This is a genomic window from Pseudomonas sp. DW-iso17, assembly GCF_058725345.1.
The window spans coordinates 209878-231014 of sequence record NZ_JBZXEA010000001.1 but is presented as its reverse complement, the minus strand read 5'-3'; the positions used below and the strand labels follow the sequence as shown (position 1 = coordinate 231014).

The 21137-nt window shown below is 61.6% G+C and carries 19 protein-coding genes, 4 tRNA genes and 2 pseudogenes; 13 read left to right on the top strand and 12 right to left on the bottom strand.

The genetic code is table 11. The features are described 5' to 3' along the window. Positions 1-70: 70 nt before the first annotated feature. On the bottom strand, positions 71-1078 hold the full coding sequence (locus AC4PS6_RS01180; RefSeq protein WP_032902999.1) for an NADP-dependent oxidoreductase: 1008 nt from the start codon (positions 1076-1078) through the stop codon (positions 71-73). A gap of 228 nt (positions 1079-1306) precedes the next feature. On the opposite strand from AC4PS6_RS01180, the gene AC4PS6_RS01175 reads away from it, so the two are divergent. From AC4PS6_RS01175 to AC4PS6_RS01160, 4 genes and pseudogenes are all read left to right on the top strand, one after another. After that, positions 1307-2068: an SDR family oxidoreductase gene (locus tag AC4PS6_RS01175; protein ID WP_336827081.1), complete on the top strand. Its 762-nt coding sequence runs from the start codon at positions 1307-1309 to the stop codon at positions 2066-2068. A gap of 200 nt (positions 2069-2268) precedes the next feature. Next, positions 2269-3681: an aminotransferase-like domain-containing protein gene (locus tag AC4PS6_RS01170; protein ID WP_032903001.1), complete on the top strand. Its 1413-nt coding sequence runs from the start codon at positions 2269-2271 to the stop codon at positions 3679-3681. An 80-nt stretch (positions 3682-3761) separates the two neighbouring features. After that, positions 3762-4904: pseudogene (locus AC4PS6_RS01165) on the top strand (HAMP domain-containing protein); the annotation flags it as partial. Then, positions 4881-5762: a methyl-accepting chemotaxis protein gene (locus AC4PS6_RS01160; RefSeq protein ID WP_370721009.1), complete on the top strand. Its 882-nt coding sequence runs from the start codon at positions 4881-4883 to the stop codon at positions 5760-5762. The pseudogene AC4PS6_RS01165 and the gene AC4PS6_RS01160, both read left to right, overlap by 24 nt. Positions 5763-5798: 36 nt before the next feature. On the opposite strand, the gene AC4PS6_RS01155 is transcribed toward AC4PS6_RS01160, so the two are convergent. Both AC4PS6_RS01155 and AC4PS6_RS01150 read right to left on the bottom strand, forming a co-directional pair. After that, complete coding sequence (locus AC4PS6_RS01155; RefSeq protein WP_336827082.1) at positions 5799-6611, bottom strand: alpha/beta fold hydrolase; 813 nt, start codon at positions 6609-6611, stop codon at positions 5799-5801. A gap of 309 nt (positions 6612-6920) precedes the next feature. After that, positions 6921-7691 (bottom strand): hypothetical protein, encoded by a 771-nt coding sequence (locus AC4PS6_RS01150; RefSeq protein WP_032872063.1) that lies wholly within the window; start codon positions 7689-7691, stop codon positions 6921-6923. A 359-nt stretch (positions 7692-8050) separates the two neighbouring features. On the opposite strand from AC4PS6_RS01150, the gene AC4PS6_RS01145 reads away from it, so the two are divergent. The 5 genes from AC4PS6_RS01145 to AC4PS6_RS01125 all read left to right on the top strand — a co-directional run bounded on the left by AC4PS6_RS01145 (position 8051) and on the right by AC4PS6_RS01125 (position 10634). Further along, a tRNA-Glu gene (locus AC4PS6_RS01145) sits at positions 8051-8126 on the top strand. A gap of 3 nt (positions 8127-8129) precedes the next feature. Further along, positions 8130-8205 (top strand) — tRNA-Gly (locus AC4PS6_RS01140). A 105-nt stretch (positions 8206-8310) separates the two neighbouring features. Further along, positions 8311-8386 (top strand) — tRNA-Glu (locus AC4PS6_RS01135). A gap of 3 nt (positions 8387-8389) precedes the next feature. After that, positions 8390-8465, top strand: a tRNA-Gly gene (locus tag AC4PS6_RS01130). A gap of 225 nt (positions 8466-8690) precedes the next feature. Continuing rightward, positions 8691-10634 (top strand): tyrosine-type recombinase/integrase, encoded by a 1944-nt coding sequence (locus tag AC4PS6_RS01125; protein WP_047218351.1) that lies wholly within the window; start codon positions 8691-8693, stop codon positions 10632-10634. 48 nt (positions 10635-10682) lie between these two features. Here the strand turns inward: AC4PS6_RS01125 and AC4PS6_RS01120 are convergent, their stop codons facing one another. Beyond that, the gene (locus AC4PS6_RS01120) at positions 10683-11324 is read right to left on the bottom strand and encodes a substrate-binding domain-containing protein (RefSeq protein ID WP_047218352.1); all 642 of its coding nucleotides are present in this window, start codon (positions 11322-11324) and stop codon (positions 10683-10685) included. Between the two features lie 95 nt (positions 11325-11419). Between AC4PS6_RS01120 and AC4PS6_RS01115 the strand changes: the two genes are divergently transcribed. Then, complete coding sequence (locus AC4PS6_RS01115; RefSeq protein WP_021205759.1) at positions 11420-11728, top strand: helix-turn-helix domain-containing protein; 309 nt, start codon at positions 11420-11422, stop codon at positions 11726-11728. A 26-nt stretch (positions 11729-11754) separates the two neighbouring features. Here the strand turns inward: AC4PS6_RS01115 and AC4PS6_RS01110 are convergent, their stop codons facing one another. Both AC4PS6_RS01110 and AC4PS6_RS01105 read right to left on the bottom strand, forming a co-directional pair. Then, entirely contained in the window at positions 11755-12648 is an 894-nt protein-coding gene (locus AC4PS6_RS01110; protein ID WP_012614048.1) for a LysR family transcriptional regulator, read from the bottom strand. 320 nt (positions 12649-12968) lie between these two features. Beyond that, positions 12969-13538: pseudogene (locus AC4PS6_RS01105) on the bottom strand (4-hydroxyphenylpyruvate dioxygenase family protein); the annotation flags it as partial. Positions 13539-13563: 25 nt separating this feature from the next. Here AC4PS6_RS01105 and AC4PS6_RS01100 point away from each other — a divergent pair. Next, positions 13564-13782, top strand: coding sequence for an Lrp/AsnC ligand binding domain-containing protein (locus tag AC4PS6_RS01100; RefSeq protein ID WP_017511446.1), 219 nt, complete (start codon positions 13564-13566; stop codon positions 13780-13782). A gap of 100 nt (positions 13783-13882) precedes the next feature. Beyond that, positions 13883-14077: a heavy-metal-associated domain-containing protein gene (locus tag AC4PS6_RS01095; RefSeq protein ID WP_003821167.1), complete on the top strand. Its 195-nt coding sequence runs from the start codon at positions 13883-13885 to the stop codon at positions 14075-14077. Positions 14078-14151: 74 nt separating this feature from the next. Here the strand turns inward: AC4PS6_RS01095 and AC4PS6_RS01090 are convergent, their stop codons facing one another. The 4 genes from AC4PS6_RS01090 to AC4PS6_RS01075 all read right to left on the bottom strand — a co-directional run bounded on the left by AC4PS6_RS01090 (position 14152) and on the right by AC4PS6_RS01075 (position 18472). Beyond that, positions 14152-14910, bottom strand: coding sequence for a MauE/DoxX family redox-associated membrane protein (locus tag AC4PS6_RS01090; RefSeq protein ID WP_008786745.1), 759 nt, complete (start codon positions 14908-14910; stop codon positions 14152-14154). Positions 14911-15127: 217 nt separating this feature from the next. Continuing rightward, positions 15128-15466, bottom strand: coding sequence for an ISC system 2Fe-2S type ferredoxin (gene fdx / locus AC4PS6_RS01085; RefSeq protein WP_012614051.1), 339 nt, complete (start codon positions 15464-15466; stop codon positions 15128-15130). A gap of 15 nt (positions 15467-15481) precedes the next feature. Beyond that, the gene (cueR, locus tag AC4PS6_RS01080) at positions 15482-15961 is read right to left on the bottom strand and encodes a Cu(I)-responsive transcriptional regulator (protein ID WP_047218353.1); all 480 of its coding nucleotides are present in this window, start codon (positions 15959-15961) and stop codon (positions 15482-15484) included. A gap of 15 nt (positions 15962-15976) precedes the next feature. Further along, positions 15977-18472 carry a heavy metal translocating P-type ATPase gene (locus tag AC4PS6_RS01075; protein WP_047218369.1) on the bottom strand — a complete coding sequence of 832 codons (2496 nt, stop codon included), beginning with the start codon at positions 18470-18472 and terminating at the stop codon, positions 15977-15979. Positions 18473-18707: 235 nt separating this feature from the next. Between AC4PS6_RS01075 and AC4PS6_RS01070 the strand changes: the two genes are divergently transcribed. Next, positions 18708-19064 (top strand): ArsR/SmtB family transcription factor, encoded by a 357-nt coding sequence (locus tag AC4PS6_RS01070; protein ID WP_057091752.1) that lies wholly within the window; start codon positions 18708-18710, stop codon positions 19062-19064. 109 nt (positions 19065-19173) lie between these two features. On the opposite strand, the gene lpdA is transcribed toward AC4PS6_RS01070, so the two are convergent. Both lpdA and AC4PS6_RS01060 read right to left on the bottom strand, forming a co-directional pair. After that, the gene (lpdA, locus tag AC4PS6_RS01065) at positions 19174-20601 is read right to left on the bottom strand and encodes a dihydrolipoyl dehydrogenase (protein ID WP_034074791.1); all 1428 of its coding nucleotides are present in this window, start codon (positions 20599-20601) and stop codon (positions 19174-19176) included. A gap of 105 nt (positions 20602-20706) precedes the next feature. Beyond that, complete coding sequence (locus AC4PS6_RS01060; RefSeq protein WP_015912828.1) at positions 20707-21105, bottom strand: hypothetical protein; 399 nt, start codon at positions 21103-21105, stop codon at positions 20707-20709. Positions 21106-21137 lie beyond the last annotated feature (32 nt).

Below are 21137 nucleotides of genomic sequence, written 5' to 3'. Positions count from 1 at the left end.
CGGTATCACTTAGAAACCGAGTTGCTTGCATCGCAGGCAAGCCAGCTCCCACATTTGTTTTTGTGTTGTTTCAGCTGACTTTGAGCACCAACTTCCCGAAGTTCTCGCCATTGAACAGCTTCATCAGCGTTTCCGGGAATGTCTCCAGCCCTTCGACAATATCTTCCTTGCTCTTGAGCTTGCCCTGGGCCATCCAGCCGGCCATTTCCTGGCCCGCCGCCGCGAAGTTCGCCGCGTGGTCCATCACCACAAAGCCTTCCATGCGCGCACGATTGACCAGCAATGACAGGTAGTTGGCCGGACCTTTGACCGCTTCCTTGCTGTTGTACTGGCTGATTGCGCCGCAAATCACTACGCGGGCTTTGAGCGCCAGGCGGCTGAGCACGGCGTCGAGAATATCCCCGCCGACGTTATCGAAATACACGTCCACGCCTTTGGGACACTCGCGCTTGAGGGCGGCGGGCACGTCTTCGTTTTTGTAGTCGATGGCGGCGTCGAAGCCCAGCTCATCCACCAGGAACTTGCACTTTTCGGCGCCACCGGCGATCCCCACCACGCGACAGCCTTTGAGCTTGGCGATCTGCCCGGCGATGCTACCCACGGCACCGGCAGCACCAGAGATCACCACGGTGTCACCGGTTTTCGGTGCGCCGGTGTCCAGCAGGGCAAAGTACGCCGTCATGCCGGTCATGCCCAGGGCGGACAGGTAGCGGGGCAGGGGCGCTAGCTTGGGGTCCACCTTATAGAAACCACGGGGCTCGCCAAGGAAGTAATCCTGCACGCCCAGTGCACCGTTCACGTAGTCCCCCACCGCGAAGTTCGGATGCTTCGAGGCAATCACCTTGCCTACGCCCAGGGCGCGCATCACTTCGCCGATGCCTACTGGTGGGATGTAGGACTTGCCTTCATTCATCCAGCCACGCATGGCCGGGTCGAGGGACAGGTATTCATTGCGCACCAGCACCTGGCCTTCCTGGGGTTCGCCCACCGGTACTTCCTGGTAAGTGAAGGTCTCGCGCGTGGCGGCACCGACCGGGCGTTTGGCGAGCAGAAATTGGCGGTTGGTCTGGGCGGTCATGGCAAGGACTCTTTAGAAATGGAACATGAGTGATAGACCCTCAGTGGCAGAAGGGCAAGGGTGTGCGGCGCAGGCGAATGCCCGGCAATAGGCCTCATTGATAATCAGCCGGTCCGCTTTATCACTGCGATTCATGCAGCGCCAACCGGCCTTCTGATAGTGCTGACGTGCGGCTCCCGGCGTTGGCTAGACTCGCTCCATCGCTACTAACCCCACAGGACAGTTCCCATGAGCATGACGTTTTCCGGCCAGGTCGCCTTGGTGACCGGCGCCGCCGCTGGTATTGGCCGCGCCACCGCGCTGGCATTCGCCGCCGAAGGCTTGAAGGTGGTGGTCGCTGACCTTGATGTGGCGGGAGGTGAGGGCACTGTGGCATTGATCCACCAGGCCGGTGGCGAAGGGGTATTTGTGCGCTGCAACGTCACGCTCGACGCGGACGTGCAGCAATTGATGGCTCAGACCGTCGCCACCTATGGACGCCTGGACTACGCCTTCAACAACGCCGGCATCGAGATCGAGAAGGGCAAGCTGGCCGACGGCAGTCTTGATGAGTTCGATGCGATCATGGGGGTTAACGTCAAAGGCGTGTGGCTGTGCATGAAGTATCAGCTGCCGTTGCTGTTGGCCCAGGGCGGTGGGGCCATCGTCAACACCGCATCGGTGGCGGGGTTGGGGGCGGCACCGAAGATGAGCATCTATGCGGCGTCCAAGCATGCGGTGATCGGGCTGACGAAGTCGGCGGCCATCGAGTATGCGAAGAAGAAAATCCGCGTGAATGCGGTCTGCCCGGCCGTGATTGATACCGACATGTTTCGCCGCGCCTATGAGGCCGACCCACGCAAGGCTGAGTTTGCCGCCGCCATGCACCCGGTCGGACGCATTGGCAAGGTTGAGGAAATCGCCAGCGCCGTGTTGTACCTGTGCAGTGATGGCGCAGCATTTACCACCGGTCAGGCCCTGGCGGTGGACGGCGGCGCGACAGCGATCTAGGACGGCAGGTCGCGTGGCATTCGAAAACAGAGCCAGGTGCTGTGGGGCGTTTCCATGGCGGGCAGTGGGCTGCGCCCGAATATGTTTCACTAGGTAAATAACCCAATAAAATCAATACTTTAATAAAAGTTGGCGGCCGGTTTTACTGAGCTTCTGTGCTTAACTGTTTTGGGTTAACAGACAGTTGAAGTGAGTGGCTCATGGATTTAGGGATCGATCGACAAGCCCTGGTACCGGTTGTTCAGCAGATCGTCAGCGCGGTGGCAGAATGGATTCGCAAGGAGGGGGTGAGCCCTGGCACACGCTTGCCGTCCATTCGCCAATTGGCCCTCGATAACCTGCTGAGCCAGGCCAGTGTGATCGAGGCATTCGAACGATTGGTGGCCCAGGGGCTGCTGGCCCCCCGACATGGCTCGGGGTTTGTGGTGGCGTCACCCACGACGGTCCAGGAAAACCATTGGTATGAGGGTGCGGAACAGGGCTGGGGGGCATTTACCGATGGCCCACTGGGCCAGCTGAAGCTGGGCTGCGGCTGGCTACCCGACACCTGGCGCGAAAGCGATGACATCAACTACGCGATCCGCGAACTGAGCCGTACCGACACTGGCGGCCTGTTCAACTACAGCACACCCTTGGGGTTGCCGGCGTTGCGCGAACAACTGCTCAAACGCCTGACCCAGATACACGTGCCCACCAGCCTGGACCGTATTCTCACCACCCACGGCGCCAGCCATGCCCAGGACCTGCTGATACGCACGCTGCTCAAGCCAGGTGATAAGGTGGTGGTCGAGACACCCGGGTATGGCAATCTCTATCGCCAGCTGGCCTTTCAGGGCGTTACGCTGCTGCAAGTGCCGCGCACCCGTGGTGGCCCGGATATTCCGGCATTGGAAGCGCTGCTGCACACCCACCGGCCCAAGTGCCTGTTCATCAACAGCCTGTATCACAACCCCACGGGGACCAGTTTGAGTCGTCCGGTGGCGGAGCGCTTGTTGGAGTTGGCACGCGAGCGCGACTTCCTGATTATCGAAGAGGACGTTTACGGCGACCTGCAACATGCCAGTTGCACACGCTTGTCGGCGCTTGCCCATGATGAGCGGGTGATCTATGTGTCGAGCTTTTCCAAGACACTGAGCAGTGCCCTGCGCGTGGGTTACCTGTGCGCCAATGCCGCGATCATCACGCAATTGGTCCAGCTCAAGACCCTGACAGGCATCGGCACCTCACGGTTTGCCGAAGCCATGGTGGCGACGTTGCTGAGTAACGGCACTTACCGTAAGTGGATGCAGCGCCTGCGCAAGCGCCTGACTGCGCAGATGGCTGCCACTCTGCAGGTGCTGGAGGATGAAGAGTGGCAGGTATTTGCCGCACCCGCGGGCGGGATGTTCCTGTGGGCACGACCAGGCTTGGCCGACCCCTTGCGATTGCAAGCCTGCGCCCAGCGGCTGGGTGTGTTGCTGTCGCCGGGTGCGTTGTTCAGCCCCACGGGTGAGCGCAGCGAATGGCTGCGCATCAATGTGGCCTACGCCGCTGATCAACGCGCATTGACGCTGTTCCGCGCTATGGGTGCAGCGAGATCGACCTCGACCATTCTGAAAACGACGCACATGTAGCTTTTTGCCATTATTCCGGCGCCAGCGGCTTGTGCTCAGTGCCTCGGGGTTGCGAATCTCGCTGCTTGTAAACCTGGCTTATGGCATTTGCCATCGCAAGAGGATCAAGTGCAATGATTTCGGGCGTGCAACGACGTTTCGCCAACCTCGGTATGGCAAAAAAACTCGGCTTGGGTTTTACCCTGGTACTGCTGTTGACGGCCCTGGTAGCGGCCATCGGTGTGTGGTCCCTGCAGACCATCGGCCAGCGCTTCGAGGGCCTTACGTCGATGTCGACGCTCAACAGCGACCTGCTCAAGGTGCGCTTGATCGAGCAAGACTATGCGTTGCACGCCGACCCCAAGGCCGTTGAGGCCCTGCATGCCAGTGTCGATGCGCTGATGGCCCAGGCCACGCGTCTCAAGGCACGGTCCGCCAGCAACGAGCGAGTGATGGGTGATGTTGAGCAAGCTTTGGTCGCCTATCGCCAGGCATTCGATGAGTTCGTCGAGTTGACCCAGACCAAAGACCTCGCCCTGGAAATGGCCAGTTGGTCGGTGTCCAGCGTGGCCAATAACCTGGATGTGCTGCAAGCCGGGCTGGCGGACGACGGCGCCTATGGCCTCAAGGAAAGCCAAGGCAAGGAGGGCGCGGCGTTTATCGAGCAGGCAGGGCAGGTCAGCCAGGTGTCGCGGCTGATGTTGCAGGCCATGAACGAAGCGCGGGTGCGCCTGGATCAGAGCCGCAGGGCGGACGCAGACGACGCCGCGCAGGGCAAGATCGAGCAAGCCGACCAGGCCCTGGCTGAAGTCGAGACACTCAAAACCACGGTCAAGGACCCCGGCTACCAGACCGTGCTCAACGAAGTCGCCGGGCATATCGCGTCGTTCAGTGAAAAGCTCGGCGAATACACCGGGCTGCTGGCCCAGGAAAAAGTGGTCTACACGCAATTGCATGACCGCGCCGAGCAAGTGGTCAGCCGGGTCAACCAGGCGTATGCCGCCGAAGACCAGTCCATGCAAACACAGTTGCAGCACAGCACGTTGCTGATCATCGGCTCATCCGCCCTGGCGCTGCTGGTGGGCTTGATCGCTGCATGGGTGATCACTCGCTTGATTGTTGCGCCGTTGCGCGCGGTGATCGCCGTGGCCCAGCAGATCGCCTCGGGTGACCTGAGTGGGCGCATGGAGATCAGCCGTCGTGATGAAATCGGCCAGTTGATGCAGGCGATGCAGCAGATGGGCAATAGCTTGAGCCAGATGGTCAGCGGGTTGCAGGCGGGGATCGAACAGCTCGCCAGCTCCGCGCATTCATTGTCCAGCGTCACCGAGCAAACCACTGCCGAAGTCAGCAACCAGAAGGACGAAACCGAGCAAGTCGCCACGGCGATGAACCAGATGACCGCCACGGTGCACGATGTGGCACGCAATGCCGAGCAGGCGGCCCAAGCCGCGCAGACCGCGGATGCCAAAGTCGATAGCGGCCAACAGGTGGTACGCATGAGCCTTCAGCGTATCGAATTGCTGGCGACGTCGAGCAACAGTGCCAGCGCCAGCATCGAAAGCCTCAGCGCGCAAATCCAGAATATAGGTACCGTCTTGAGCGTGATCCAGAGCGTGGCCGAACAGACCAACTTGCTGGCTTTGAACGCTGCGATTGAGGCGGCGCGTGCCGGTGAGCAGGGGCGTGGCTTTGCGGTGGTGGCCGATGAAGTGCGGGCACTGGCCAAGCGCACCCAACAATCGACCGAGGAAATCGAACGGCTGGTCAGCACGCTGCGCAGTGCGGCGCAGTCCTCGGTGCAGCAGATCCAGCAGAGTGGCGAGCTGGTGAAACTGGCGGTCAGTGATGCACTGGAGACCGAAGGGGCCTTGGGCAGCATTGCGGCGGCTGTTTCATTGATCCAGCAGATGAACCAACAGATCGCCGCCGCCGCCGAGGAGCAAAGCTCGGTGGCCGAAGAGATCAACCGCAGCGTCACCAGTATTCGGGCGAGTGCCGATCATTCTGCGTTGAGCATGCAAGGCAATGCCGCCTCGAGCATCCAGTTGGCGCAGTTGGGCGCGCAACTCAAGGGGATGGTGGGGCATTTCCGCCTTTGATCGCAGCGTAGACGCTGCGATCTGAGGGCAGGGCGATCAGGCGTGGTTGGCGAGGAAGGACAGCAGCGCCTCGTTGACGAAGTCGGGGTTCTCGCGGCTTGAGATATGCCCAGCCTCGGGGATCAGGATCAGGTCGCAACCAATCAGGTCGGCCATTTCCTCGGATTCGGCGGGTGGTCGGGGTTTGTCCTGTTCGCCGCACATCACCAAGGTGGTGTCGGCGTCCAAGCCAGGTAATTGCTCCAAGATGTCTTTGCGGCTGAAGATCAGGCGGCCCAGTGGCACGATACTGTCCAGCAAGCGTTCTTTGGGGAAGCCTTGCAGTGACTGGCGAAAGTCCTGGTACAGCGCGGATTCGCGGTCGATGTTCGGGCGGAAGAAGATCGGTGCGATCACATCCAGCAACGGTTCGGGGATCGCCCCGGCGTCTTCAATCATCTTGAACAGCGAGAAATAGTACTGGCGCGTTGCTTCGGGTTCAGCCCCTAGGTAGGTGTCCATCAGCACCACGCTGTTGATGCGCTCGGGAGCCAGCAGCGCCAGGCGTGCGCCCCACATGCCGCCGACCGAGAGCCCCACCAGGTTGGCTTGCTCGATGCTCAGGTGATCCAGCAGCGCCAGGGCCTGGCGGGCGAGGTCATCCAGGGAATGGGTGTTTGCTGGCAACGGCCCGGACTCACCGTGGCCCCACAACTCGGGGACGATCACGCGGTATTGCTGCGACAGCGCTTCAATCTGCGGCGCCCACATGTCGCTGGCCCACAGGTAACTCGAACCCAGTAGCACGACGGGGCCGGCGCCCTGGTCGATATAGTGCAGCGGTTGTCCATCAATCACGGCGACAGGCATAACAGGCCTCTAGTTTCACGGAGTGAGGGGCACTTTTTTACGCTAGTCGGGGGCGGGGGGATAGGGTCATATTAATGGCATGTGGCAGAATCGGATTTTCCTTAGCGGCCCCATTGTGGGAGCTGGCTTGCCTGCGATAAAGGCCTGCCAGCCGATGCTGATCTACCTGACACCCCACCATCGAACTGTGTGCGGGCTTGCTCGCGAAAGCGGCGGGTCAGTCAACATCAATCCTTGCTGAGCCGACGTCGTCGCCGGCAAGCCCCACCTTTGACCTTCGTTGCTTTGAGCATTGCGCTCGCGTTGCCATCAATCGTAAATAGCTTTCTTCTTCCACTCGGCGTCAGCGTCAACAACTTTCAAGCCCTCGGTCAACTCGTTGACTTCGTCCTCGGCAGGCTGGCTGTTTGTCAGCACTGTGGAGTTGGCGCGCGCCAGTTGGGACTCCAGCAGTTGCAACTGGGCGCTGTAGAGCACCGGCTCCGGCTGTTTGCGCAGGTACTGCACGCCGCGCTCGAACGCCAGGCGTGCCTGGCCGGGTTGGCCTTGCAGCAGGGCGTGCTGGCCGAGGTTGTTGAAAAACTCGATGTGCAGCAGCACCAGGATATGACGGATTTCCTTGATCCAGTGCTTGGCTTCGTTGGTCGGCAGGAAGCCATCCTGCGCGGCGCGGGTGACTTGGCCGTGCAGGGCTTCGAGCAGGAAGCGCACGTCCTTGGCCTTGGCCTCGGTCTGGATCGGTGCCGGTGGGTTGGCCACCGGAATCGATTCGCCTTGGGCGATCAGCGCATTCAGTTCGGTGATACGCGCCTTGAGCGGTGTGCTGGACTTGTTGAGATTCAACAGGCGCTGGTTGACGTTCAGTTCCAGGCGAGCCAGCAATAGCTTGAGCGCTGGGGTCATCAGTTGGCCGGGGAAGGTCTCGGTAATTTCACCGCAGCGACGCAGCCGATCGTTAAGCTCGATCTCGGTACGCTTCTTTTCCAGCTTGTTGTTTTCCACCACGTGGTTCATGTAGCCAATGGCGATCAGTATTACGATCCCGGCTATTACCAGCAGGGTGATCATGAGTGGTGTCACTGGTGTGACCTCTTTAATAGGGTTTGCTGTGGAGTGTAGTGACTGGGTCATCCGGCGGATAGGACCGATCGACCAGTTGCCCAGGTGATTTCTTCTATATAAGTAGGCGTTCCCTGAATGGATGCACATTGCCATCATTTGCCTGGGTGAACTATAGCGTCTTGTCGAACGCCAGAATATAGGCGTCAAGGCTCGGACGGTGCCAATGCCCGCGAAGGCCGTGAAACCATGGCGAAGTCATTGATTTAAATAAATTTATCCTTGGGGGTTGACGACCTTTCAATCCATCCATAGAATGCGCGCCACTTACAGCGTAAAGCACACAGCGAAACGCGGTAGGGAGTGAATGTTGTACGTGTGTCCCCTTCGTCTAGTGGCCTAGGACACCGCCCTTTCACGGCGGTAACAGGGGTTCGAGTCCCCTAGGGGACGCCATATGCGGGAATAGCTCAGTTGGTAGAGCACGACCTTGCCAAGGTCGGGGTCGCGAGTTCGAGTCTCGTTTCCCGCTCCAATTTACAAGCAGTGTGGCCTTCGGGCGGCATTGAGTGAAACCAGGACCAAGTCTTCGGACAAGGCCTCTGGGCACTGGAACACACACCATGTGTTTCAGTAGCGTGTCCCCTTCGTCTAGTGGCCTAGGACACCGCCCTTTCACGGCGGTAACAGGGGTTCGAGTCCCCTAGGGGACGCCATATGCGGGAATAGCTCAGTTGGTAGAGCACGACCTTGCCAAGGTCGGGGTCGCGAGTTCGAGTCTCGTTTCCCGCTCCAAATTATGATCTACAGACTTCTACTGACGTCTGTAAGTCATTGAAAAAAGGGGCTTCAGCCCCTTTTTTCATTCCAGCGAGCGCCACGGAAATCCACCCACAGCTACCGTTTTTGAGTGACCAATTAAGGCACAAGAATACGGGTGGACGGCTACCGGATAGTTGCTGGGGCTGAGCGGGAACCATGACGAGCATAGGGCCTGAGTCATTACTTAGGAGCCTCGAAATGGCACTCTCTGATCTGACCGTCCGGCAGGCAAGAACCACCGGAAAACGCTACACCCTCTCCGATAATGATTGCCTGGGTCTGATGGTCTCTGCTGCAGGCGGTAAGTCGTGGATGTTCCGCTACTACTGGCTGGGCAAGCAAAAACGTATGTCCCTGGGCGGATATCCTGCCCTCAGCTTGCGCGAGGCCCGCGTCGAGCGGGATAAGGCCCAAGCCCTGCTTGCCAGGGGGGTTGATCCGCAAATCGAGCGTGACCAGCGCCGGCACGCGGCCAAATTGGCGGGTGAATACACCTTTAGGAACGTTTTTGATGCCTGGGTCGAGCATCGCCGCAAGGAACTCAAGGAAGGCCGCCAGAGCACCCTGTCGCAGATCCTGCGCATCTTCAACAAGGACGTGCTGCCAGCCTTAGGGAAGATGTCGATCTACGACATTCGCCGCCCTCAGCTCCTGGGAGTTCTGGCGGCGATCGAGAAGCGCAAAGCGTTCACCACCGCCGAAAAGGTTCGCACCTGGTTCAACCAGATGTTCCGCTATGCCTTGGTCGTTGCCGAGGGCTTGGAGGTCAACCCTGCTGCTGACCTGGATGTGGTGGCCGAACCAAAGCCTCCGGTGACCCACAATCCCTATCTGCACCTGCTCGAGATGCCCGAGTTCCTTCAGAAGCTTCGGCTCTACACCCCCCGCGGCTGGCAGACCCAGTTTGGCGTGCGGCTGCTGTTGTTAACTGGGGTGCGGACGGGCGAATTGCGGCTTGCCGAGCCTGAGCAATTCGACCTCGACCGCGGCTTGTGGATCATCCCACCGCAATTCGTCAAGCAGCTCCAGGACGAAATGCGCAAGGCCGGAAAGCGGCCGCAGGACGTGCCGCCCTACATCGTGCCCCTCTCTCTGCAAGCCATCGAGATCGTGCGCTACCTGCTGAGCGCGATGCGGCCGGCGCAGAAGTACCTGTTGGCTCATACCAGCGAACTCAAGAAGCGCATCAGCGAAAATACCCTGAACAAGGCCTTGCAACTCATGGGCTACGAGGGGCGCCTGACGGGGCACGGCATCCGCGGCACCATCTCGACGGCGCTGAACGAAATCGGCTATCCAAAAATTTGGGTTGATGCACAGCTATCGCACTCTGACCCCAACAAGGTCAGCTCGGCCTACAACCACGCCAAATACGTGGAGCCGAGGCGCCGGATGATGCAGGACTGGGCCGATCGCCTCGACCTGCTCGAACAGGGCGAGGTAGAAGCTGCGAGCGCACACCTGACCATCCGCATCGATGGGGTGCCTGCGATGGCAGAAGTGGAAGAGGCGGTGGGTGCGGCCCCCACCGTGGCCGAACCGCCTGTGCCCGGCGTGCGGTCCCTTGTCGCAACGCCCATTGTCGTCACTTCGAGCAGCGGCGGAATCACGTTCCGGAGACTATCGCATCTGCCGCCGCCTCCGGTGCATGTCCCAGAGCCGGAAGTGTCCGCGATCCAGCGCGAGCGCGAGGAAATGCTGGCTATCTACGAGTCGCCGAACAGCCTGCCGGTCCCGTTGTTCGGCAAGCTGGCCGGGAAGTCCAAGGACCAGATCAACCGCGAACTGAAAGCCGGAAAGTTGCTGGCTATCAGTCTTGGCAATCGGGGACAGCGTGTTCCGGACTGGCAACTGGTGCCGCTCAAACACAGGCTGGCCCAGGTGCTCATGAACCAGTGCCCGCACGCGGATTCTTGGGGACTTTACCGCATGCTGACCCAGCCGCACCCTGACCTGGGCGATCGCGCCGCCATCGATGCGGTCACGCCGACCAACGTGCCGGCGATCGTACGGGTCATCATGGGCGACTACCGGCATCACGAGGATGTGCCCAAGGCCGTCGTCCCGCAGCCCGTCCCGGAAGATGTGCGGCAGAGCGTTCGTGGGCTAGTGGACAGCGCTGTGGTGATCGAGGGAACCTAATCCACGGGTCAGCCTATGGCCGGGATGACGCTTCCGGCCGTAGGCCCATCACCTTGCACCTTCCCCAGCAATCTGTAGCGCTCTACGCTCGAACCGCTTGGCAGCAGAATCGGCTTGCGCGTGGGGCCGTTGGAGGTACGTCACGATATTGTAGGGGCCATCGGCGAGCGGTCGCATGCCGATCCCCCATTGATGGGCACGCTCGATGCGCGATTGCGCGCATACGCCGATGCCGTAGCCGGATGAGACCCACAGCGCCATCATCTCGAATGAAGTTGCAGACAGGATGTTCTCTTGGTCCATCGGCATGAGGGAGGCCAACCTCTCGTCCAGCAAGGGACAAGCCTCCACCCGCCAGCGATAGATTGGATAACCCTGAAGATCTGAGATGGTGAGCTTCGCGTGGTTAACTAAGCGGGACCGCGGTGGTATCGCAACGGCCATGCTTTCGCACCATAGCCTCCGGCTACTCGTCAGGTGATCCCCTGCACCGCTAAGAGATAGTCCCGCGTCGTAGCGGCCCTCCTGCAGGCCCGTCATCAACTCTTGATCCGAAACTTCACGCACGGCCATCGCGACGCCCGGCTCCTGCGCTCGCTGCAGTGCAAGCAGCGCCGACAGCCGTGAAGACGGTACACCTGGCGCTATGGCGACCGTGAAATTCGGGCGCGGACTGATGACGTCATGCATGGATACCCCCAAAGAGGCGGCGGGAGGGGATCGAAAAGACCTACCGACATCATACTAAAGAGATATCTTTAACGTGGTTAAAGATCAGTGATTCCATGACGCTTCTGCGAATGCAGAAGCGCACTATTCGGCCTGGACGGCCCGCCGGAGTAACCACCTATGAGTCCGCACCGGCGTTGGCGTTCGGGCAAGCGGTGCGAGCCGCTCGCCTGGCTCAGGGGATTGCTCAGGATGAGTTCGCGGGCTTGGCGGGGATCGCGCGCTCGCACATGGGCAAGATTGAGCGCGGCGAGCACATGCCGACACTCGCTCTCATTCTAAAAATTTCCCTGGCTCTCAAGATCAGCTCGGCCGAACTGATGACGGCCACGGAGCGCAACCTCTACCTTCAGGGCGATGCGTGACGCCGGATGTGGCGCAGGCGTCGTAGCTAATCGCTCTTTGGCGAACGCAAACGCTCGATGAAGCGCTCTACGGGTGCGGATAGTCCGCTACCGCCTTCGGGCCGAAGCAGGTAGGTGATGATGACGGCCGAATCGAGCGCCAACGGCCGGATCACCACGTCGGGACGTTGACACGCCGCGATTCGGGTCGCCGTTGCGAAGCCGATGCCGTAACCAGCTCCGACCAATGTGAGCATCATGTCCAGCGACGAGACATGCTCAACGATGGTGGACTCGCGCTCCAGGGGATGTAGCAGCCGGGTCAATTCGCGGCAGTAGCCCTCGCAAAGCTGCGGATCGCACATCACCAGCGGGTAACTCACGAGTTCACGTAGCGACACTTCCTTGTGGGCCAGCAACGGGTGCCGGATCGGCACGGTCACCACCAGCGGGTCCTGCCAGATGGGCTCCGTCACCAGTCCGTCGCCGACGTCCGCGGTGTGTGCGAAACCGATCGCGAAGTCGCCGGATCGCAGTCCCCGCAACTGTTCCGCCAGGGTGACCTCGGAGAGCCGTATTTCGATCTCCGGCTCCTCCTGGCGGCACAGGGCAAGAAGTGCAGACAGCCGCGGGTCGATGGCGCCATCGGAGATGGCGATGCGCACGCTGCCTCTTAGGCCTGCGGCGATCGCCCTGACGTTTTCTCGTGCCTGCTCCAGGTTGGTGAACAGCCTGCGAATGTCCTGAAGGAAGGTGGTGCCCGCTGGCGTCAACCGCGTTCCCCGCCGATCGCGGTCAAAGAGCAGCACCCCCAGTTCGTCTTCCAATTCCTTGATCGTGCGGGACAGCGGCGGCTGCTCGATGTGCAAGCGCTCCGCAGCACGGGTGAAATGCAGCTCTTCGGCGAGAGCCACGAAGCAGCGCAAATGACGAAGTTCCATGGGCACGTCCTTCAGCAATCCTGGTCATTGGGTTGGCCACGGCGCATTGCTGCCGAAGTGCGCTTAGAGGGGGCGAGGTAGTGCTGGGTCCCTCTTCAGGGCGAGGAAAAAGGCCATCGGTGTATTTGAATAATAATACATATGTTCATGTATTAACTCAAGTCAAGGGCGGTAGCAACTGTTTCGGAACGTGACGCCGAAGCCAACCCGCTCAATGCTTGAGCGGCTAAGGCAGTACTGACGCCAAAGTAGCGCGAGCCCACAGAGGGGCTCGCGAGATGTAGGACTGAAGGCGCTCTGCCTTCATGGAAAGGCCCAAATCAGGCCGGGTTGATTTCCAACGAGCCACGGTTGATCTGGTCGCGTTCCATCGACTCGAACAAGGCACCGAAGTTTCCTTCGCCGAAGCCCTCGCGGTAGTTGCCCTTGCGCTCGATGAACTCGAAGAACACCGGGCCAAGCAGCGGCTCGGAGAATATCTGCAGCAGCAGGCGGGGCTGGCCGCCTTCGGTCGTGCCGTCGAGCAGAATGCCGCGCGCCTGCAACTCGGGCACGGGCTGGCCATGGCCGGGCAGGCGCTTTTCCAAGTTTGCGTAATAGATGTCGTTGGGGGCGGTCAGCAGCGGGATACCGGCCATCTGCACGCGGTCGAGCGCATCGAGTAGGTTGTCGCACAGCAGGGCGATGTGCTGGATGCCCTCGCCGCTGAACTGCATCAAGAATTCCTCAATCTGGCCGCCGCCCTGGCGTGCTTCCTCGTTCAGCGGGATGCGGATCAGGCCGTCCGGCGCGCTCATCGCCTTGGAGGCTAGGCCGGTGTACTCGCCGTTGATGTCGAAGTAGCGGATCTCTTGGAAGTTGAAGAACTTCGTGTAGAAGTCGGCCCAGTACTCCGACTCGCACAAGCGCAATCCCATGGACGTGTTCCGCGCGTCTGTCCAGAACTGGCCAGAGGTTGTGGAGTGCCATGCGCTGACCGGCGACATGGACTATCTGCTGCGGGTGGTCGTCATGGACATGGCTCACTACTCCCGCTTCGTGCTCGACACGCTGCTCAAGCACCCCAGCGTGCAGGACTGCAAGACCAGCTTCGTGCTGGATCGCGTAAAGAGCACCACGGCCTTGCCCCTATGAGCATTCGGCCGGTTGGTGTGGCGGGGATGCAAATAGCGATTGACCTTCCAACGGTGGCAAGGAGCACACTTCAAACACCCCAACCCGAAAGGAGTTTTCCATGCAATTCCATCTCGAAGACATGACCTGCGGCGGCTGCGCCCGCACTGTGACGAAAACGATCCAAACGATCGACCCCAACGCCAAGATCGTCACGGACCCGCCGACCCGCCGTGTCGAGGTCCAGACCTCGGCCTCGCAAGAGCAGATCGCCGCGGCCCTGAGCGAAGCTGGCTTCCCGCCGCGCGCGCAGTAACACCGCGTCGTGGCCGGCCTGCACACAGGACGGCCGATGCGAGCACGTGCGCTGCGCCGTACCTGGCGCGGCGCTCAGTGCATCCCAAGGTAGGCGACCTTGGCCCACATCCACAGGGCCATCGCCACCATCATCAGGTTCTCGGTCAGGGACACGAAGCCCAGCGGCACGTTGCTGTCCCCGCCCACGCAGGCGCACTTGAGTTCCCGGCGATCGACATAGACCGCCTTGAAAACCGACACGGCCCCGACGGTCCCGATGAACAGCGCCAACGGAATCGACACCCACATCCCCACGCCCGCGACCATCAGGACACCTGCGATGGCCTCCGCGAACGGGTAGAAATAGGCATACCGAACCCAGCGCTTGGCCAGCAGGTCGTAGTTGAGGAACATCGTCGCGAAGCCGTCCACGTCCTTGAGCTTCTGCAGCGCCAAGAGACACATGGCAAAGGCCACGAACCACTCTGCCGCCTGAATGCTCCAGAGCTGGCCGAAGGCCGCCCAGCTCGCCGCCAGCGCCATCGCGGCCGCCATGGCGAACAGCGCGATCACAGGGGTGTAGGTCACGGCGTTCTTGTCCTTCACGGACATGCCGAAGAATTTGCGCAGGTCGTCATAGCCGCCCACGCGCCGCCCGTTTATGAAGACCTGGGGCGTGGTCTCGACGCCATGCTCCTTCTTGAACGCATCCGTCTGCTCGCGGCTCGCCAAGTGTTTGTCCTCGACCTCGTAGCCCTTGCGGTTGAGCAGATCGAGCGACTTCAGCCCGTAGGGGCAGGTATGGCCGGGCATGACCATCCGGTAGAGCGTGGCTTGTTTGGGCGCAGACATGCTGGACTTCTCCTGTGGGCCTTTTCATGGGCCGGCCGCAGCGCCGACTATCACGGATTGAAGGACTTTGACGACATTTCCAGCCTAACCGGCGGTGATGCAAGGGGGTGTAGGAATCTGGCTCGCGGGTCGGTCGTCAGGCTGTAATGCCGTCAGTCCTCCATCTACCAGAGCAACCCTGCCGCAGGCCGGTGCGCCTGAGGCAGCACGCAGGCTCCTAGTGGTTCTCCTTGGCATGGTTGATCGTGTACTTGGGGATCTCGACGGTCAGGTCTTCGGTCGCAACGATGGCCTGGCAGCTCAGCCGCGACTGCGCCTCCAGTCCCCAGGCCCTGTCGAGCAGATCGTCCTCGCACTCCTCGACCTCGTTGAGGGAATCGAACCCCTTGCGCACGATGCAGTGACAGGTCGTGCAGGCACAGCTCATGTCGCAGGCATGCTCGATCTCGATGCCGTTGTCCAGCAGGGCCTCGCAGATCGAAGTGCCGGCTGGCACGTTTAGTTCGGCGCCCTCGGGAGCCAGTTCAGGATGGGGCAAGACGGTGATTTTGGGCATATCTCTCCTGGCTGCTCAGTGCGCACGCGGCTTTTTTCCTGCTGCGCTGGCTCGCGCGCGGCGCGGTACGGCGCCGGTGCGCGCTTCGGGCTCGTCGTCACTGGTATCGGGCTGCTCCAGCGTGTGCAAGATCGGGCAGTCGGGCCGTTCATCGCCGGCGCAACACCGGATCAGCGCCTTGAGCGTCGCGGCCATCTCCAGCATGCTCTCGATGCGCCGATCCAACTCGTCGATGTGTTGCTGGGCCAGACGCTTGACGTCAGCACTCTGGCGCGACTTGTCATTCCACAGCCCCAGCAGGTCCGTGATCTCGGCCACCGAGAAGCCGAGGTCGCGCGCACGCCGGATGAAATGCAACCGGTGAACGTCGTCCTGGGTATAGGCGCGGTAGCCCGAATCGGTGCGGTCAGCCGGAGGGATCAGGCCGATCTGCTCGTAGTAGCGGATCATCTTGGCCGAGACCTTCGAGGCCTTGGATGCTTCACCGATGTTCATGGTGTTCCTCCTTTCTCATTGAGCGGTGTCGGCCGCCAGCGGCGGCTGGAAGCGGCGAAGACGCAGCGCATTGCCGAGCACGAACACGCTAGACAGTGCCATTGCGCCGGCCGCGAAGATCGGCGATAACAGGACGCCATAGGCGGGGTACAGCACGCCCGCGGCCACCGGGATCAGGGCCGTGTTGTAGCCAAACGCCCAGAACAGGTTCTGGCGGATGTTGCCGATGGTGGCCTTGGACAGCGCGATGGCGTTGGGCACACCCTGCAGGTTGCCGGACATCAGCACCACGTCGGCCGACTCCACCGCCACGTCGGTGCCGGTGCCGATCGCCAGGCCCACGTCTGCCTCGGCCAGCGCTGGGGCGTCGTTGATGCCGTCGCCCACGTAGGCGATCTGGCCGTGGCTGGCCTTCAGCCGGCGCACGGCTTCGACCTTGCCCTCAGGCAGCACTTCGGCCACCACCTCGTCGATGCCCAGTTGCTTGGCGATGGCCTGCGCGGTACGCGCGTTGTCGCCGGTGATCATTGCCACCTTCAGGCCGAGTTGGTGCAGCGCGGCGATGGCCGTGGGCGTGCTGGACTTGATCGGGTCGGCGACGGCGATGATGGCGGCCAGCCGGCCGTCGATCGCGGCGTACAGCGGCGACTTGCCCTCATTGCCCAGGCGCTCGGCCGTGCGAGCGAAGCCGCCCACGTCCAACCCCAGCTCACGCATGAAGCGATCGGCACCGACCTCGACACGCGCGCCGTCCACGGTGGCGCGCACGCCCATGCCCGTGACCGAATCGAAGTCTGTCATCGTCGGCAGCGCGATGCCACCTTCCACGGCCGACTCGACGATGGCGCGTGCGATCGGATGCTCCGAGCGCGATTCGACAGCGGCGACCTTCGCCAGCACCTGGTTGCGGTCAAATCCGTCGGCAATCTCCAGGTCGGTCAGGACCGGGCGGCCCTCGGTCAGCGTGCCGGTCTTGTCCACGGCCACCACCTTGGCGTCCTTGAGCAGTTGCAGGGCTTCACCCTTGCGGAACAGCACGCCCATCTCGGCGCCGCGGCCGGTGCCGACCATGATGGAGGTCGGCGTCGCCAGACCCATGGCGCACGGGCAGGCAATGATCAGCACCGCCACGGCATTGACCAGCGCGAAGGACAGCGCGGGCGACGGGCCGAACACCAGCCAGACCAGGAAGGTCAGCACGGCGGCCAGCATGACGGCGGGCACGAACCACAGTGTCACCTTGTCCACCACGGCCTGGATCGGCAGCTTGGAACCTTGCGCCTGCTCGACCATGCGGATGATCTGCGCCAGCATGGTCTGACCGCCCACGGCGGTCGCGCGCAGCGTCAGCGCACCCTTCTGGTTGACGGTGCCGCCGACCACGGTGCTGCCTTCCGCCTTTTCGACGGGAATCGGCTCGCCGGTGATCATCGACTCGTCCACGAAGCTGAGGCCCTCGGTCACTTCACCATCGACCGGCACGCGCTCGCCAGGGCGCACTTCCACGATGTCGCCCTGCGCCACGTCGTTGATCGGGATGTCCACGATGCGGCCGTCGCGCAGCACGTGCGCCTCCTTGGCCTGCAGGCCGACCAGGCGCTTGATGGCCTCGGAGGTGCGGCCCTTGGCCCGTGCCTCAAGAAAGCGGCCCAGCAGGATCAGCGCCACGATGACGGCGGCCGCCTCGTAGTACACGTTCACCGTGCCGGCCGGCAGCAGACTGGGCGCGAATGTGGCGACCATCGAATAGCCGAAGGCCGCGGCCGTGCCGACCGCGACCAGCGAGTTCATGTCGGGACCCAGGCGGAACAGCGCCGGGAAGCCCTTCTCGTAGAAGCGCCAGCCCGGAATGGCGAGCACCAGCAGGGTCAGCACGAACTGCAGATACCAACTCTGCTGGATGCCGATGGTGGAAGCCACCCACTCGTGCATGCCGGGAATCATGTGCGAGCCCATTTCGAGCACGAACACAGGCAGCGCCAGCACGGCGGCCAGGGTCAGGTCGCGCTTGAGTTCGGCGCGCTCGGCGTCCTTCTTCTCGGCGGCTTCCTCGTCGGCGTGCGCGCCGGTATCGACCGGGCTGGCCTCGTAGCCGACCTTCTCGATGGCCGCGATCAGGTCCGCCACGGCGGCCACGCCGCGCACGGTGGCACGCTCGGTCGCGAGGTTGACCGTGGCCTCGGTGACGCCGGGCACGGCCTTGAGTGCCTTCTCGACGCGGCCCACGCAGGAGGCGCAGGTCATGCCCTCGACCGCCAGTTCGACGGTGCCAGCCGGCACGTCGTAGCCGACCTTCTCGACCGCCTGGATCAACGCGATGCGATCGACAGGACCGGCCAGGCGGATGTCCGCCCGCTCGGTGGCGAGATTGACGGACACGCTGTCCACGCCCGGCACCTTGGCCAGGGCGGCCTCGACTCGGCCGACGCAGCTCGCGCAGGTCATGCCCTCGATGGGCAGGCTGATTGCCGCTGCTTGGGCGCCAGCACTACTCGTTGTTGCCATGCTCATGGTGTGCTTCCCATAGTTGAAATTCGACATGGAGGGAGCTTAGGGTTTACCATCGTGGGAAGGTCAAGCGCTTTTTCGGATGCTGTCAGGTTTCAGAAATGACCCGGCGCACGGGGAACGGAGGCCTTGCCTGCCAGGCTCGCACTGGTTCTTTGCTGCGCGAGCCTAAGCGGCCGCTGCCTTGTTAATTCTGAAGAGCGAAAACAGCCATTCGAGGATAGGAAATATTTTAAAAATGAATATAAGTAAGCCATTCAGTACCCCACCGAAGGGTCCCAGCGCCGATTTGGAATCGCTGTCACAGAATGACGTGACCATCTTGGCTGAGACATTCCGCCTCCTGGGTGACCCGTCCCGGCTGAGAATCATGCTGTGCTGCATGAAGGGCTCCTCCTCGGTCGGGGACATTGCTGAAACCCTCGAACTCTCGCAGTCGCTGGTGAGCCACCACCTGCGGCTGCTGCGCGGTGCTCGCCTGGTCAAGGGCGTGCGCCAGGCCAAACAGATCTTCTATGAGGTGGCGGACAAGCACGTGAACCAGGTGCTGCTGGATATGGCCACCCACATCGCGGAAGACCACAACGACGAGTAACTGTTGGGCATAGCATGCCGTTGCAGCGTGGCCTACGTTCCATGGCGATATGCGCCCCACCGCCCGCAGCTGCGTTCGGTGAGGTGGTTTGGATGCCGCTTCCGATCAATCAGAAGTTGAGCGCGCGCTTGTCCACGGCCAGCGAGGCCTCTTTGAACGTCTCGGAGAGGGTCGGATGGGCAAAGCAGATGCGGGCGATGTCTTCGCTGCTGGCCTTGAACGCTATGGCGATCACGGCCTCGGCCACCAGTTCACTGGCCTGCGGGCCGACCACATGCACGCCGAGTATCTCATCAGTGGCAGGATCGGCGATCACCTTGACGAGGCCCGTCGTGTCGCCCAGCGCACGCGCGCGGCCATTGGCCATGAACGGGAAGGAACCAATTCGATAGGCGGTGCCCTGCTCTTTGAGCTGCTGCTCGGTGCGGCCTACCCAGGCAATCTCCGGGCTGGTGTAGATGACGTTGGGGATCGTATTGAAATCGACGTGACCGTGCTGGCCGGCAATGCGCTCGGCCACTGCGACACCTTCCTCTTCCGCCTTGTGCGCCAACATCGGGCCACGCACCACGTCACCGATGGCCCAGATGCCGGGCACACTGGTGCGGCATTCATCGTCCACCAGTACGGCGCCGCGCTCATCCAATTGGAGTCCCACGGCGGCCGGATTCAGGCCTTCGGTGTTCGGCACACGGCCGATAGCCACGATCACTTTGTCTGCCTGCAAGGACTGCGTCTGGCCCTGGCTGTCGGTGTAGTGAATAGTCACGCCAGCCTCGGTTGCATTGACTTCGCGAACCTTCGCACCTAGTTCGATCTTCAGGCCTTGCTTGTCGAACGCCTTCTTCGCCTCCTTGGCGATGGCTTGGTCGACGATTGGCAGGAAGCTGGGCAAGCCTTCGAGGATCGTGACATCCGCCCCCAGGCGGCGCCAAACGGAGCCCAGCTCCAGGCCGATCACGCCGGCACCGATGACGGCCAACCGATCAGGCACAGCCGCGATGTCCAGCGCGCCGTCGTTGGAGAGCACGACCCGCTCATCGAACGGTAGGTTGGGGAGCGGCCGCACGTTGGAGCCTGTGGCAACGATGATCTGCTTGCCAACCAAGGTAACAGCCTCATCGGCGGCGACGCTCACCTCGAAGCCACCATCGACAGTCCTGGTGAAAGACGCCAGGCCGTTGAAAAACTGGACCTTGTTTTTGCGGAACAGATAAAGGATGCCTTCGTTGCTGGACTTCACGACCTGATTCTTACGTTCCAACATCGTGGTCACATCCATGCGCAGATCACCCGTGGAGATGCCGTGCGTGCCAAAGTGGTGCTTGGCTTGTTCAAAGTTCTCTGACGACTGCAGTAGCGCTTTCGAAGGGATACAACCGATGTTGTTGCAGGTGCCGCCAGGTGCTGGCTTTCCGTCCTTGTTCTTCCAGGCATCTACACAAGCGACCTTCATGCCTAATTGGGCAGCGCGAATGGCCGCGATGTATCCGCCTGGGCCGGCACCGATAACAATGACGTCGAAATGCATTTCCATGATTTACATCTCCAAAGTTTTTGAGGAAATAGTGAGCGCCTATGTCGCGCCTTTTGTCAGGTGGTCGCCAGATTACAGCTCGTTCCCTGACGATCACGTTGAACACTACGGCAGAACGAACCGGGCGCTCGCGGTATTGCCCCCACGTTCGACTTGGACGACGGCCTTCGTGCCCTTGGCTGCGGCGAAGGTCCCGCTGCCTTCGAGGCGGCTTCCGTCCGCGGCAGGCGTGAGTTGCACCTCCTGCTTTTGTGAGCCGGTCAACAGTGTGAGCTTGGCTTTGGTGTTGCTTACATTGACCTGCTTGCCGTGGTCGCGCAGGTAGAGTTGCGCTGCTGCGGGCTGAACGACCAACTCGTAGTCCACGTCCCGGACTTCGGTCACGACGCCACCATGCAGCGGCTTGTGGTCATGCGCGTGGTCATGGTCGCCTGCGGCGAAGGCGGTGACGGATGCCAGGGCGAGGGCGGTGCCAGCCGTGAGGGAACGAAATCGAACAGACATGAAAGCTCCTATAGGGTTACGGTGGTTGAAAT

What these genes read in the sequence shown, in the direction of transcription:
- AC4PS6_RS01155 (WP_336827082.1), bottom strand. Translation starts at nt 6,611, where the DNA reads ATGCCTGTCGCCGTGATTGATGGACAACCGCTGCACTATATCGACCAG.
- AC4PS6_RS01125 (WP_047218351.1), top strand. Translation starts at nt 8,691, where the DNA reads ATGGCACTCTCTGATCTGACCGTCCGGCAGGCAAGAACCACCGGAAAA.
- AC4PS6_RS01120 (WP_047218352.1), bottom strand. Translation starts at nt 11,324, where the DNA reads ATGCATGACGTCATCAGTCCGCGCCCGAATTTCACGGTCGCCATAGCG.
- AC4PS6_RS01090 (WP_008786745.1), bottom strand. Translation starts at nt 14,910, where the DNA reads ATGTCTGCGCCCAAACAAGCCACGCTCTACCGGATGGTCATGCCCGGC.
- AC4PS6_RS01060 (WP_015912828.1), bottom strand. Translation starts at nt 21,105, where the DNA reads ATGTCTGTTCGATTTCGTTCCCTCACGGCTGGCACCGCCCTCGCCCTG.
- AC4PS6_RS01095 (WP_003821167.1), top strand. Translation starts at nt 13,883, where the DNA reads ATGCAATTCCATCTCGAAGACATGACCTGCGGCGGCTGCGCCCGCACT.
- cueR (WP_047218353.1), bottom strand. Translation starts at nt 15,961, where the DNA reads ATGAACATCGGTGAAGCATCCAAGGCCTCGAAGGTCTCGGCCAAGATG.
- AC4PS6_RS01170 (WP_032903001.1), top strand. Translation starts at nt 2,269, where the DNA reads ATGGATTTAGGGATCGATCGACAAGCCCTGGTACCGGTTGTTCAGCAG.
- AC4PS6_RS01100 (WP_017511446.1), top strand. Translation starts at nt 13,564, where the DNA reads ATGGACGTGTTCCGCGCGTCTGTCCAGAACTGGCCAGAGGTTGTGGAG.
- AC4PS6_RS01180 (WP_032902999.1), bottom strand. Translation starts at nt 1,078, where the DNA reads ATGACCGCCCAGACCAACCGCCAATTTCTGCTCGCCAAACGCCCGGTC.
- AC4PS6_RS01075 (WP_047218369.1), bottom strand. Translation starts at nt 18,472, where the DNA reads ATGAGCATGGCAACAACGAGTAGTGCTGGCGCCCAAGCAGCGGCAATC.
- AC4PS6_RS01070 (WP_057091752.1), top strand. Translation starts at nt 18,708, where the DNA reads ATGAATATAAGTAAGCCATTCAGTACCCCACCGAAGGGTCCCAGCGCC.
- lpdA (WP_034074791.1), bottom strand. Translation starts at nt 20,601, where the DNA reads ATGGAAATGCATTTCGACGTCATTGTTATCGGTGCCGGCCCAGGCGGA.
- AC4PS6_RS01115 (WP_021205759.1), top strand. Translation starts at nt 11,420, where the DNA reads ATGACGCTTCTGCGAATGCAGAAGCGCACTATTCGGCCTGGACGGCCC.
- fdx (WP_012614051.1), bottom strand. Translation starts at nt 15,466, where the DNA reads ATGCCCAAAATCACCGTCTTGCCCCATCCTGAACTGGCTCCCGAGGGC.
- AC4PS6_RS01175 (WP_336827081.1), top strand. Translation starts at nt 1,307, where the DNA reads ATGAGCATGACGTTTTCCGGCCAGGTCGCCTTGGTGACCGGCGCCGCC.
- AC4PS6_RS01160 (WP_370721009.1), top strand. Translation starts at nt 4,881, where the DNA reads ATGCAGGCGATGCAGCAGATGGGCAATAGCTTGAGCCAGATGGTCAGC.
- AC4PS6_RS01110 (WP_012614048.1), bottom strand. Translation starts at nt 12,648, where the DNA reads ATGGAACTTCGTCATTTGCGCTGCTTCGTGGCTCTCGCCGAAGAGCTG.